Consider the following 12,768-nt stretch of genomic DNA (forward strand, 5'->3'; position numbering starts at 1 on the left):
GTGGAGCTAAGGGGATTCGAACCCCAAAACGACATGCGAGTACACCCTCTCACCTGCTATTTCGCCGCTCCCCACCGACAGACACCAAGGCAAAACGCCAGGTGGCAATTGGTGCTTGATGACCACGTCATCAAGCACCAGACCGCAGCCGTTTGACAGCTCTGTCACACCAACCGCCCAGGTGGCAGTACGATCCGGCCATGCCTGCGCAGCATATTTGCCCACGGTGCGGACACGAAGACCGCTGCGAGTACGGAAGCTGGGCGGACCGACACCCGGTCCTCTCGACCATCGCTGGCCTGTTCACGATCACGCTGATGTCGATGATGTTCAGCGTCTACCCGGTAGCCGCGATCACGATGACAGCATTCGCCGGGGCATGGATGGGGGTGCGGTTGTTCCTCCGGGAGCGGCAGCGCCGCGCCGGCCTGGTCGCCCGCGCCGACTGGGAGCACGCCGCGATGATGGCGCGGCCCGCACCACCGGTCCAGCCCATGCACGTGCCGACGAACCCGCCGACGATGCCGCCGCGGCACGTCATGAACATCTGGCCGACGTCCCGGATCCAGACCGGACAGCAGCGATGAAGCGGCTACTGGCGGCGGTCTTCGGCGCCGCTGCGATCGGCACACTCGGCGCCGCGCCGGCACAAGCCGACCCCGGCCCGGGCCCCGGCATGTGCCAATACCTCGGCGCCAACTACAACACCTACTACCCGTGCACCGAGTACCAGCCGTGGCTGCCCTATGGGACAGGCGACAACCCGCCCTACGGCAGCCAGCTGCCGGCGTCGCAGTGCACCGGCATCAACATCCACAACGTCGGCTGCTCATAGCAGGGGAACCGTTCATTCCCCTGCTGCGTCTTATCGTGCATGCGGACTATCGAGGTGACCGACGCGGAGCTGCGCCTGTTGGCGGTGTATCGGCGGGCGTGTGTTGAGGATGGGCGGGCCCGTGGCATCGAGTGCGGCGATGGACCGGCTCCTCGATGAGCGCCTAGCTGCTGTAGCAACGTAGGAGGATGGGTCATATGAACTGCATGATCTGCGATCTGTATGCGGTGATCGACAGTCACGGTGACATCAGCTCAGACTTCGTCGCCGAGCTGGTTACGGTGCTGCCACCGCGCGGACACGCCTTCCACAAACTGGGCATCGCCGAGCAGCACTACGTGTCGCGGCTCGGGGCTTGATGCAACGACGAAAAGAGCCGCCCCCGACCGAAGTCGGGGGCGGCTCGATGCCCTTGGAGTGGCGTGGGTGAGAGTATCGCTCGGCTACGACAAGCCAGCGCTACATCATGAGCACGGCGGTCATCAGCACGGCGCACATGCCGACTACCACTGCGAGGTAGATCGCGCGGTGCACCTCCAGCTGGGGATCGGTCACAGCGGGTCCGCGCCCGGGTGCTCGCGGCGGATGAACGCATTCAGCCGACGCACCAGATCGGTATGCTCCTGTTTGATCTGGCGGTCCTCGCCCCGCAGGCTCCCAACATCGTCTCGGATACCGCTGATGTCCTGGCCGTGGTCGATCTGACGTTCCCGCATCTCGGCCTGTCGTCGGTTCAGTTCATCGAGCTTCTCATCGGTCCGCTTCTGCGCAGCCTCCCTGCTCGCCCGCTCAGCCTTCTGCGCGGCTTCCATGCGGTCCAACTGGTCACGCAGGTTCTCTTCCTCGGGATGGTCGTTGTTCACCTGACGCTTCACGGCTTTGACGTCGGCACCCACCTTGTCGATCTGCGAGCGGGTCGATCGGTGCTCGGTCCAGATCCAGAAGGCGATGACCGCGACGAGGCCGATGATGCCCCAGGTGGCCAGCTCCCACGGATTGTGCGCCAACTCGGGAAGCTCGGGCACCGTGGCCGCGTCCGGACGGATGATCATCATGATCATCGGCGCCACCGTGGTGTCCGCCAGTACTGGATCCACGACCAGTGGATGACGGGCCCGACCACGATGCCGGCCAGGAACCCGGCGAGGACGCTCACGCCCCGACTCCTGGCCTGCACGGCTGGCCTGCGCGGCGCTCGGTGCATTGCACTCCACCAGCCCGGCACGCGGCTCGTGGGCAGTCGCGCTGAATCGGGGCGTTCTTCGGAGAGTTCGCCGCCGACACACCAGGCGGCGCGGTGATCAGCGTCATCAGCCCTTGCCGCCCGTCACGGCACGAAGGAGATCCCCGACCGGACCGTTCATCACAGCATCTGTCACCTGCGTCCCGCCGGGCAGTAGCGCTGCGGCGCCTTGGATCGCGGCGACGCCTTCCGCGACCTTGGCTTGCGCCTGGTCCACGGCGGCGTTCACTCCGGCCTGCAGTTGTGTGAGCCCGTCGAACGCACTGGTCACGGGGTGCGGCTCCGCTGGCGGTACGGGATCGAATGTGCCGTCTTTCACCTGGCGGTTGGTGTTCTTCGCAGCCAGTCCGAATCCGAATGCGCTGAGCAGGCCCACGGCGGCAGTGACGAATCCGGTTGCGGCGTTGGCCTGGTCGGTGCTGACAATGCCGAACGTTGCCAGCGCCGAGAGCAGCGGGGTGATCAGTGCCAGCCCTGCGTACAGCTTGGCGCGAACACCGGCGTTGGGGTCCGCGGGTCCGAGAGTGTAGATCTTGGTCTGATCGGTCATGGTCATGCCTTTCCTGGGGTAGCTGCGGTGATCCATTCGGGGTGCGCCGCTTGAATTTCGAGGAGAACGTTGAGTGCCTGCCGCTTCGCAATGGGGTTGTCGACGTAGCGATTCAGGTCGAAATTCCATACGCCATTGGCCGCAACCCTTGCCAGGTCGTGGATGGCGTCCAGATTGCCGATGCGGGCCTGGTCCTCCCAGTACGGCTCGTGGGCGCCATGTGCATCCAGCGCCTGAATCAGCTTGTAGACCGGGATTTTCTCTTCACCGGGTTTGGCGTAGATGGACCATGAATGGACTTCGAGCATGAGCAATTCCTCCAATTCGTCGACGGGTTCGGTTGGGGCGGTGAGGGTCAGCAGTTGGTCGCCCAGGGCCAGGGCGCGGTTGTAGCGGGTCCGGCGCTGGTCGATGCCATTCGTGCCGCCGTTGATGGCGGCCGTGACCGCCGCGAAGCCGCGGTAGTCACCCCACCGCGCGTTCTCGCCGGCGTCGACGAGTGCGTTCATCGGCCGCTGCACCGTCCAGTACCAGGCGGCGCCGACACCGGCCCAGCGGAGATCCGCGAGCTCGGTCGGGCGGTCGACGAAATACGTTGGCGACGAAACCAATCCACGGTCGAACGCCCACCGGGAGAAGTCTGTGTAGTTGGCGCGCCCGGTGATCTGTATCCACGTGCGGCCCTTGAACCGGCGACCATCACCCGGTTGGGTATTGCCCAGGTCCCTGCGGCCTTCGTAGGCATCACCCGATGCGTACTCCTCCGTGGCGTTGAAATTGGCTGACTCATGCCCGGTGTTGGCGATGAAGGCCGCACTGCGGGGCGGCGTCGTGCATTCGGCCTGTCGCAGCCCGTCGGACATCGTGGTCAGGATCTGTGCGGCCCGATCGGGGGTGAGCCCGGTGGCGCGGGCGAGCACGTCGACCGCAGCGGGACTGCCCGGCCCGGTGGGCGCGTCTTCCAGTTTCGCGTCGAGGTACCAGAAGTCGTGGAACAGTAGTTCATTCCAGGCGCGGGCGCCGTCGTAGAGGGAGACGCCGACGCCGTTGACGTTGCCGTGTGATTCCCAGTCGACGCCACGGTCGGACATCTTCACCGGCCCGCCGGGAATGTCCATCGTCATCAGCGTGCACGCGGTGTGCGAGTACTCCCCACCGCCACCGTGCATGAGGCCGACGAGCATCACCGGCTTGAACGGCAACGCGGCCGGACCACCCGGCGGCATCCGTTTGAATCCGAGGTCGTAGACGATCTTGTGATCCAGCCGGAACGATTCCGTTGAGCCGTAACGGTTTCCGGGCCAGTCCGACCGACCGCCGTACCACGCGGCGGTCTGCAGCACCAGCCCGGAGCAGTCAGTCGAGTCCCGCGGGTCGAGGGTGAAAGCGCCGCCGTAGGCGTACGGCAGGCCAGCTCGGGCCCGGGCGCGATCGTGGACCTCCTGCGCCCGCTGGCGGGTCACGGTGAAGGTCACTTCTGACCGCCGAGGATGCGCCGGAAGTCGTTGATGAACTGGGCTGGGAGCGCAGCGATGAGGCCAGTTACGTCGGCGACCCCGTTGAGCAGCTTGTTGTCCCACTCCCCGGGGATGGCGTCGGTGAGCTTGCCGAGGGCCCAGTAGAAAGCGCCCTCAGCTTCAGCGCGATTCTTCGGGTCCTTGGCCCACTCGACGGCCGCAGCAACGATGGCGCGGCCGAGCGGCTTCCAGATCAGGCGTGTGAGCACGGCGTTCCTTCCGGTAGAGATGACGAAGGCCGCGCGATTGCGCGGCCACTTGTCAAGCGAGTGTGGATAGTTCAGGAGAAGTCGGAGCCGAAGTCTTGGTCGAGGATCGGGATGGGCCAGCCGCAGACGAATGCGTAGGCAATGGCGGCTGCGAGGGTGAGTCCAGCGGCGGTGCCGATGGTGATGGCTCGGATCACGCCAGCGTCAGGACGGGTGAGGGGCTGCCATCACTGTCGATGGTCAGTGTGTTGCCGGCGGTGGCGGTGACGTCGGCCGGGGTCGAGTCGAGCAGCACGTAGGCCAGGACGTTGCCACTGACCTCGTAGAGGACGGCCCAGCGTGCGGTGATGCCGGAGCCGCTGGCGGTCCACACCGGGTTGCTCGCGAAAACGACCGTGACGCTGGTGGTTCCAGACAGCACCAGGCTGACAGCGATGCCGCCGGTGGTGTAGCCGTTGGCGTTCGTCACCTCGTTGGTGACGCCTGCCCAGGTGGTCGAGCCAGCGCCGATGTTGGAGCTGGAGGTGACCAGCGCGACTTTGAAGCTGTCGCTGTCCAGGTCGAAAGTACCGTTGAGAAGGTTGGTGCGGGCCGTGTTGGTGAGGGTCCATGTTCCTGCAGCCATGAGTTATGTTCCTTTCAATTAGGTTATGGGACTGGGAAATTCAGACCCACTCGATGAGGGTGTATCCGCTTGCACCGGTTCCTCCGGTGCCGCCAGAACCGAGCGAGTTGGCGCCGCCGCCACCACCGCCACCACCGCCGTAGAGACCGCCGCCACCGCCGTTGGCGCCGTTGCCTGCGAAGGTGTTCGCGTTGCCACCGCCACCACCGGCACCGCCGTTGCCAGCCGCAGCGTTTGACGGTGTACCGCCGGGGTTGCCGCCCGACGAGCCGGTCACCGTCGCCGAGTCGCCGCCCTTGCCAGGGCTGGAAAGCTCGGTAGCGCCGCCACCGCCGCCAGCGCCCGCACCGTTGCTGTTGGTCGTTCCCGCGGTGCTGCTGTTGCCACCCGCGGTGCCATTGCGGCCGACGATGGTGACGCCCGACGCGGACGCGGTACCGCCTGCGCCACCGGTAGCGGTGCCAGTACCGGACAGGCTCTGGCCCACGGCGCCGCCGCCGGCAGTGATGGTGGTCGAACCGGATGAGAAGACGGAGTTTTGGCCGTTGGCCCCGGCGACACCGAGACCGCGGGTTGTCGAATAGGTGGACCCGAGACTGGCCGCCGGGACGAAGACCCGTTCGACCTTCGCGCCGCCGCCACCGCCGCCACCACCTGCTGCGTTGCCGGCGTTGGCCAGGCCGCCATTGCCACCCGACCCACCTGCGCCGATCAGCGTCACCCAGCATCCCGAACTATTGGCTGGGACGGACTGGTTCGTGCGGTTGGTGTTCTCTTCGTTGAACGGAGTGAAGTTGGTGACCGTGGGCTGGCCGCCGGTGATGGAGAGTGTTGGCCCGGTCGGGGTGATGGCCTTGTTGTCGGTCGCGGTGACGATGGGTTGGCCGCCGGTGAGCGTCAGCGCCGCGCTGGCCGGAGTCGCGACCTTGATGTCGGTGGCGGTCACTGCAGGCTGTCCGCCCGTCACGACCAGCGGAACTGTTGTGGGCGCGGCCACCTTGTGGTCGCTGACCGCGATACCGGGCTGGCCACCGGTGACGGTGAGTGCCGCGGCGCCAGGCCGCAGTGTCACGCCAAGTGCGGGATGCGAACCGACGATCGTCAAGGCGGCACCGGTCGGTGTGACAACAACGGGTGTTCGCACCGCCGGTGCGCCCCCGCCGATTCCAAGCGATGCCCCGCCAGGTGCGACGGTGATCCCGACCGCGATGACCGGCTGCCCACCGGTGAGCGACAGCACTCCAGGCGTCGGGCTCACAACCTTGTGGTCCGAGGCTGTAACGACCGGTGCGCCGCCAGACAGCGCGAGGGGCGCCGAAGTCGGGGCGATCAACCGGTGCGCAGTGGACGCGACGGCCGGGCTGCCGCCGGTGAGGGCCACGACAGCGCCGGACGGCTGAATCACCTTGTGGTCGCTGAGGGTTACCGCCGGCTGCCCGCCAGTAACCATGAGCCCGGCCGCGGCCGGGCGCAACGTCACACCCAACGCAGGGTGTGAACCGATCAGCGACAACACCACCCCGGTCGGGGTGATCACCTTGTTCTGGCTGACGCCTACCGTCGGGGTGCTGCCGGTGAGGGTCAGGCTGGCCGGGCTCGGTGTGACCAGCTTGTGGTTGGCCACCGTCACCACCGGTTGGCCGCCGGTGAGCGTCAGCGCGGCAGCGGCTGGTTGCGCGGTGACCGTGATCTCGGCCCACCAGCCAGGGACCTCGGAGGCGGTCAGGGTGTCGATGTCACCCGGGAGCCAACCGACGGGCATCAGGCGATCCCGAATCCTGCCCAGCGCAACGCGTCTTCATGGCTGGTGCCGGGCGGATACTCACGCCACCGGTCCAGCGTGATCGCTTCACCATTCGGGCCGCATTCGATGATCACGGTCGGCTCGACAACAACCTTGTGCACACCGCTATCTAGCGCCGGGATGCCCTGCGCTTCCAGGGTCTCGTTGATCAACGCGGTGGTCAGGGCGTTGACCCCGGCGTCCACGCTGACGGCGAGATCTCGGCCGTCACTGGTGCGGTAGTGCACGACTCCGTCACCCCACGGGGACATGTCGGTGTCCAAAGCTGTTGCGGTAGGCGCCATGTGAACCAACCCCCCTTACTTGTAGAGAATCGCGACGAGACCATTGCCCGGGGTGCCCGACGACCCGCCGGTGCGGGATCCACCGCCACTGTTAGCTGCGCCGCCGCCACCGCCGGATCCACCGCCGGGGAAGCCGCCGTTGCCGCCGGTTCCACCTGTGACGGACTGGATGGCACTGCCGGTGCCCTTGCCCGCGCCGCCGCCACCGCCGCCACCACCACACAGCGGGATGCTCGACGAGGTGCCTGCGCCGCCGGCGCTTCCTGCCGCGCCGGTGCCCGAACCAGCAGCCGCGCCGACGCCGCCAGCTCCACCGGTCGCGACACCCGAGTCCTCGCCTTTCGTGCCGCTGTCACTCGTGGTTGCGTCACGGCCGGTGCCGCCGTTGCCTCCGCTGCCCGGCTGCGACGTGGTGCCGACCAAGCCTTGGTCGGTGGCGATACCGTTGGCATTGGGTGCGCCCGCGAGAAGTGTTGTGGCGCCGAATTTGATCGATGACTGGCCGCCGTCGGCGCCCGCAGTGGTTGCTGCAACGCCAACCGTGACGTTGAGCGTCGATGTTCCCGGGGTGATGCCAGTCAGGTCCAGGTCGGCTGAGAGGTAACCGCCGTCGGAGCCGCCGAGGCCGCCCGCCGCGGTGGCAGCGTTGGTCGCTGAACCGTTCTGCCCTTTCCCTCCGCCGTTGATCACGCAACCCTTCATCTGCGTCGTGCCTGATGGGACGAGCCACGACGAATTGGAGCTGGTGAAGATCTGAACGTTCCACCCCGACAGGACAGCCGATTTGATCGATGCGACTGTGGTGGCGACCTCGGCCGGGGTGCCGGTCGCCGATGATCCGCCGAACCAGGTGTTGGACAGGTTCTTGAAGCCGTCGATGACGTCTTGGACGGGTGCGGTGATCGTTCCGCTGATGGCGCCGCCAGCGATAGTCCCTCCGGCGGCGATGTTCTGCAGTCGGGTGGTGATCGCGGCCAGGCTGGCGGTGCCGCCACCGAGGTTGGCCATCAGGTTGGTGAAGTCGCCTTGCCTGGTCAGCAGATTCAGGGGTAGCAGGATCGAGTTGATGATCTGCGTCCACACGTAGTTGGGGTCCAGGCCGCCGTCGATCAGGTTGGCGAAGCTACCCAGGTTGAACAGAGAGGTGACTCCGTCGAATGCTTCGGGCAGGTTCTGCATCCACGGGATCTGCAAGAGTCCCGTCTTGTTGTTGCTGCCGTCGTCGTACCAGATGCTGCCTGCGGTCGCGGTCGCGGTGACAACGAGCCGGGTGTAGACGCGGTCGACACCCGCGGGTGCGGTGTACGTGCCTGAGAGCTTGGTGAATCCGCCCGATGCCCCGCTGGGGGTGAACGAGGCAATAACGACGTCGGACACCATTGTGTTGCCGAGGAATTGGCGGACGCCGAGTTGGAATGGGACACCGGTGAAGACGAGGCCCAACCACTTCACCCAGGCGGACAGGTCGATCGTGTCACCTTGTGAGACGCCGATCAGGTTGGACCGCAACACCTTCAGCGTTCCGTCTGCGGTGGTTTTCGCACTTCCAGTGCCGTCCCCGGTGCGCGATACCGTTGGGTCAAAAGTCCAGATCGGGTTGTCGGCGATCGATGCGGCGTTCGGGAAACTACCCGCGGTCAACAGGTTCGGGTGCGTGTTGCCGATACTCGAATATGAGACGTGGCCGAGTAGCTCGGCGGGAACCTGGTTGAAGATGTTGAGCGCATTGAGTGCAGAGTTCGGCCCCAGCAGCAGGTTCAGCGGCAGCAGCATCGTGTTGACGAACTGCCGCACCGCGGCGATCGGGTCGAAGTCGTCGCCGAAGAAGTTGATGTTGGCCAGGAAGGCCAGCAGGTTTTGGAACGGCTGCAGCAGCTGCGGGAGTGGTGAGTTGACCACGTCGCCGCCGTCGTAGCCGAGTACCGCGAGCACCCCGTTGACGAAGTTGATGATCGCGGTCAGCTGGACGATGAACGGGTCGATCGCGTCGGTGATGAACTCGATGAAGCTGCCGAACTTCGTGAGGTCGATCCCGGAGAACAGCTTGATGATCGGCGCCAATGCCTGCCCGAGCGGGCCCAGATCAGCTCCGCTGATACCCAGTGCGGTGAACAGCTGGTCGAGCGAGGGCAGCAGGTTGTTGAGCCCGTCGAAGAGGTTTCCGAACGCCTCGAGCAGTTTCCGCACGTCAGAGACGAATTGCGGGTCGATGCCGAAAACCCCGGCCCACGCGGTGATGATGTTGTTGATGACGTCGACGAACTGTTGCTGCGGCACGACGTAGCCGAGGAAGAACTTCTCGGCCGCCTCGAACAGGCTGATCGGGAACGGCTTGTCGGAGTTGAAGCCGAACAGCGCGCCAAGAGCGGGCAGGATGTACTGCAGGTCGCCGAAATCCAGTGCGCCCTTGGCGAGTTCACCGCCACCCAACAGGACGATGATGTCGGCGACGAACTGCTGGAGCTGTTGCACAGGGTTTGCGGTGGCGTCGTTGATGCCCTGCTGCATCTGCTTCTGGTTGGCCGCCAGGTACTTCAGCTGGGCGCTGTGCTTCTGCAGCAGCTCGACCATCTTCTCTTGGCTGGTGGTATCAGCATCGGGGCCGTTGGCGATCGAGTTGAGTGCCCGCGTCTGCGGGTTCGTGTACGGGGAGCCGCCGAAACCTGCGGTCACAGCGTCATCTCCGCGTCGTCGAACCACACGCGCCCGGCTGTCATCGCCGCGCCGACATGCAACCGCAATGCCACGTGTGTGGACCCGACGGGTGTGAGCACGCTGCCGCCTCCCAAGATTCTCCAGGGCACGATTCCGCTGGGGTTGATGGCGCCGACTTGCACGGCCTGTGTGGGCTGAAGGTCGTCGTCGTAGAACTGGGCGACGATGCTGACGCTGTTGCCGGATGACACTGCGCCCGTGCACTTCACCGCGACCTGCATGGGGAAGATCTGGAAGTCCGACAACCCGAACGGCTGCGTGAGCAGATCGTGGTCGGTGCCGTCGGCGGTGATCGTGACCGACCCCAGCGCGTCGTGGCCTTGGCTGCCGTCCCAGGACCAGCCCGGCCCGGTCGGTGTCCAGCCGTTCAGGTTGTTGTCGAAGCCGCGGTTCTCGATGATGTTCGAGACGCCATCGGGGTAGTAGATCGGGTCGTAGTTGAAGGCACCCTCAGCCATCAGCTGCAGCTGGCAGGTGTTCTTTGCGACGTCGACCTGAATCGCAATGATCTTGTGGTACTGGCGGATATGCCCGACCCACGGCATGAACCCGGACACGATGATGGTGTCGCCCACGTCGAACGTGCCCATGGGTGCGTTCGGATGGTTCGGGTCAATCGTGATCTGTTCCCAGTACGGCGGGGTTTGGCGGCGCGCGAGCCGACGGTGCGCCCACGCCGCGGCCCGCTCGTTGGAGTCGATGTTGGCGGTGGACTCGTCGAGGTAGCGGCGCAACCGGTTCGGGTCCGCGTTGGCCAGCGTCGAGGAGTACTCGAAGCCGGGGAACCACCCTGTGACGCCGACGTCGCTGACCCAGTCGCTCTCGGTTTCGGTGTGCGGTTTGGCCGACAGCACGTTCTCGTTGAGAACGAACGCGAGTGTCTCCTGTATCAAACCCAAACGGGGATAACCCAGTTGGATTTTCTTGACGACGTCGGTGCGGTCAGCGTTCCATTCGGACCGCTCGATGTAGTCGAACGGGATATCGCGCGCAAGGGCGTCGATATAGTCGCCGCAGTCCAGTTTGTCGACGGCCCGAACGAAGGTGGCGAAGAAGTTGAGGTTGAGCAGGTCGCCGTCGAACGCGTACCCGGGCAGCATCTCGACGCCGCTCTCCTTCGGATACACCTCGACGCCCAGGTCGCCGTTGGCGAAGTCTTCCTGCAGGTGCCGCCAGATCTCCACCACGGGCTCGAACGCGTCGTTGGCCGCCCAGTTCAGATCCTCCAGCCACGGAATGCCTTTCGGGTAGGACGCGAATCCCTTGGCCTTCAGGTGCAGCACACCGCTCGACGGGTCCACATCGGACGGTTGCACGATGCCGGTGGCCCAGATGCGCCGCTTGCCCATCATCACCTTCTCGAGGTGGATGTACTGCTGCCACGGCTTGAAGTAGATCCCGGCCACCGACGGGTCGTGGAGGTCGACGTCGCACGCAATGTCGCACCCAGCCGACAGAGCACGCTGCACGACAAGGTTTGTCACGATCACATCGCGGGCGACGATCTCGCGACTGCGGGTCTCCTGGACGATGACCCGCCACCTGTTATCGGGCGGGAGGTAGACACCGTCATCACCGACGACGTTGATCGCGGTCCAGTTGTAGCGGCCGGACGCCGACCCTGATCGCGGGCTCGACCCGGCCGCGGCGCCGGCCCACCCGTAGTTGGCGGCAGCCTGCCCGTATGAGGTGCGCACACCAGTGGCCGCCCCCGTGAAGCTGTATGTCGCGGAGGCTGTTCCAGTCGCCATCAGGCTATGCGGACGATCCGGTGAGGGTGAATGTGGTCACGGTGTAGTTGCCTTCGGCGTCGGCGGTCTGGTCACCGCTGAGCGGCCAGTTGCCGTACCAGATAGCGCTGGGGCCGGTGCCAGACCAGAAGGACAGCCACTTGATCGGCCCGTTGGGGGTTGCTCCGGTGAACGCCATCGGCGCTGCCAACGAGAAGTTGCCTGGGCCGGTAACGACGGTCCAGGAGGGAACGACCGGCGCGGCGGACGACTTGCTGGCCGCGCCACCCTCCCCCGGGTTGCCGGTGTGCAGCTGGGCAGCGCCGATCGCAGCGCGGATCGCGTTGGCGCCGACAGTCATTGCGGCGTCGCTGAATCCTGACATCATGCTCCAATCACAGGGTGTTGAGTGCGTCGCGCCACAGCACCGTGCAGCCGCTCGCACCGGTGGTTCCGGTCGCTGTCCACGACATCGGGATGGGCGCGTCGGCCGGGATCTGCAGCTGGTCGAGGTAGCGGGTGTTGCCGATCAGGGTGGTGCGCAGGTTGAGGCCGTTGCTGTCGATGATTCGACGTGACCACGGGTAGCTGTTGACCTCGACCCGCACACCGGCGGGAATGGTGTACTGCAGCTGGATTTCGCATTCGCCGACGATCGCGAACGGGTTCACCGCGGGCCCGATGAACACGACGCGGAACCAGGACGGTGCGTCACCGCCGTCACGGGTGTAGAACACCGGGGCCGTGTTGACGGCGAGTGCCGCGCCGGTTTCCTGCTCGGTGTAGCTGAGCGTATCGACGCGCGCGTACTCGGCAGTCACCTTGTGGAACTGGCTACCCTGACGTTTCGGGGTGTAGGTGAACTTCCGTGGCCGACCGTAGATTTGGCGGACGACGCCGTAGCCGTCGCAGTAGGTGAGCGGCTTGAGCGCACCCCACTGCTGTTTGATCTCGTCGGCCTTCCACTCTTTCTGCAACGCGCTCAACAACTTCGATGACTTTGCCGTCAACGTGTCGGGCAGATGGCCCGCGATGTGGGGCAGCGGCGCGTTGTCGATCACCCCGATGGTGAAGGTGATCGGGCCCGCCTGCAGACTGTCCTGGCCCATTCGCACTTCGTCGGCCAGGGGGACCTGGAAGTCCTGGTTGTTGACGTTGTACGACTGAATGACGGTGCCCAGCAACGGATACAGGGTGCCTCGGCCGAACACCACATTCCCGATCTGCCACTGGTAGGGGCGCAGATTCTTCGACAT

At 65.5% G+C, this 12,768-nt stretch carries 15 protein-coding genes; 3 read left to right on the plus strand and 12 right to left on the minus strand.

The features are described from left to right. The first annotated feature begins 200 nt into the window (after positions 1 to 200). The 3 genes from BST13_RS33065 (at position 201) to BST13_RS39165 (ending at position 1,194) form a co-directional block, all read left to right on the plus strand. Entirely contained in the window at positions 201 to 587 is a 387-nt protein-coding gene (locus BST13_RS33065) for a hypothetical protein (RefSeq protein ID WP_083169709.1), read from the plus strand. Beyond that, positions 584 to 835, plus strand: a complete 252-nt coding sequence (locus BST13_RS33070) for a hypothetical protein (RefSeq protein ID WP_083169711.1) — start codon at positions 584 to 586, stop codon at positions 833 to 835. Before BST13_RS33065 ends, BST13_RS33070 begins: the two co-directional genes overlap by 4 nt. Positions 836 to 1,032: 197 nt before the next feature. After that, positions 1,033 to 1,194, plus strand: coding sequence for a hypothetical protein (locus tag BST13_RS39165; RefSeq protein ID WP_158087241.1), 162 nt, complete (start codon positions 1,033 to 1,035; stop codon positions 1,192 to 1,194). Between the two features lie 192 nt (positions 1,195 to 1,386). On the opposite strand, the gene BST13_RS33075 is transcribed toward BST13_RS39165, so the two are convergent. The 12 genes from BST13_RS33075 to BST13_RS33125 all read right to left on the minus strand — a co-directional run bounded on the left by BST13_RS33075 (position 1,387) and on the right by BST13_RS33125 (position 12,768). After that, positions 1,387 to 1,896, minus strand: coding sequence for a DUF2746 domain-containing protein (locus BST13_RS33075; RefSeq protein ID WP_142282890.1), 510 nt, complete (start codon positions 1,894 to 1,896; stop codon positions 1,387 to 1,389). Positions 1,897 to 2,145: 249 nt separating this feature from the next. Further along, the gene (locus BST13_RS38860; RefSeq protein ID WP_211296248.1) at positions 2,146 to 2,634 is read right to left on the minus strand and encodes a hypothetical protein; all 489 of its coding nucleotides are present in this window, start codon (positions 2,632 to 2,634) and stop codon (positions 2,146 to 2,148) included. Beyond that, the gene (locus BST13_RS33085; RefSeq protein WP_083169717.1) at positions 2,631 to 4,103 is read right to left on the minus strand and encodes a glycoside hydrolase family 19 protein; all 1,473 of its coding nucleotides are present in this window, start codon (positions 4,101 to 4,103) and stop codon (positions 2,631 to 2,633) included. The genes BST13_RS38860 and BST13_RS33085 overlap by 4 nt, the downstream gene beginning before the upstream one ends. Continuing rightward, positions 4,100 to 4,354 (minus strand): hypothetical protein, encoded by a 255-nt coding sequence (locus tag BST13_RS33090; RefSeq protein WP_083169719.1) that lies wholly within the window; start codon positions 4,352 to 4,354, stop codon positions 4,100 to 4,102. Before BST13_RS33090 ends, BST13_RS33085 begins: the two co-directional genes overlap by 4 nt. A 71-nt stretch (positions 4,355 to 4,425) precedes the next feature. Next, positions 4,426 to 4,551: a hypothetical protein gene (locus BST13_RS40260; protein WP_281254783.1), complete on the minus strand. Its 126-nt coding sequence runs from the start codon at positions 4,549 to 4,551 to the stop codon at positions 4,426 to 4,428. Beyond that, on the minus strand, positions 4,548 to 4,979 hold the full coding sequence (locus tag BST13_RS33095) for a hypothetical protein (protein WP_083169721.1): 432 nt from the start codon (positions 4,977 to 4,979) through the stop codon (positions 4,548 to 4,550). The genes BST13_RS40260 and BST13_RS33095 overlap by 4 nt, the downstream gene beginning before the upstream one ends. A 40-nt stretch (positions 4,980 to 5,019) precedes the next feature. Further along, positions 5,020 to 6,741: a hypothetical protein gene (locus BST13_RS39170; RefSeq protein WP_083169723.1), complete on the minus strand. Its 1,722-nt coding sequence runs from the start codon at positions 6,739 to 6,741 to the stop codon at positions 5,020 to 5,022. Next, positions 6,741 to 7,067, minus strand: coding sequence for a DUF7572 family protein (locus BST13_RS33105; protein WP_142282891.1), 327 nt, complete (start codon positions 7,065 to 7,067; stop codon positions 6,741 to 6,743). The genes BST13_RS39170 and BST13_RS33105 overlap by 1 nt, the downstream gene beginning before the upstream one ends. Positions 7,068 to 7,082: 15 nt before the next feature. Beyond that, a complete protein-coding gene (locus tag BST13_RS39175) occupies positions 7,083 to 9,740 on the minus strand; it encodes a hypothetical protein (protein ID WP_083169727.1) in 2,658 nt (885 codons plus the stop codon). Next, positions 9,737 to 11,533, minus strand: a complete 1,797-nt coding sequence (locus tag BST13_RS33115; protein ID WP_142282892.1) for a hypothetical protein — start codon at positions 11,531 to 11,533, stop codon at positions 9,737 to 9,739. The genes BST13_RS39175 and BST13_RS33115 overlap by 4 nt, the downstream gene beginning before the upstream one ends. A 4-nt stretch (positions 11,534 to 11,537) precedes the next feature. Then, positions 11,538 to 11,900: a hypothetical protein gene (locus BST13_RS33120; RefSeq protein ID WP_083169731.1), complete on the minus strand. Its 363-nt coding sequence runs from the start codon at positions 11,898 to 11,900 to the stop codon at positions 11,538 to 11,540. Between the two features lie 7 nt (positions 11,901 to 11,907). Beyond that, positions 11,908 to 12,768 carry a hypothetical protein gene (locus BST13_RS33125; RefSeq protein WP_083169733.1) on the minus strand — a complete coding sequence of 287 codons (861 nt, stop codon included), beginning with the start codon at positions 12,766 to 12,768 and terminating at the stop codon, positions 11,908 to 11,910.

Origin of the sequence: Mycobacterium aquaticum (assembly GCF_002086485.1) — a bacterium.
In the GTDB taxonomy this organism is placed as follows: domain Bacteria; phylum Actinomycetota; class Actinomycetes; order Mycobacteriales; family Mycobacteriaceae; genus Mycobacterium; species Mycobacterium aquaticum.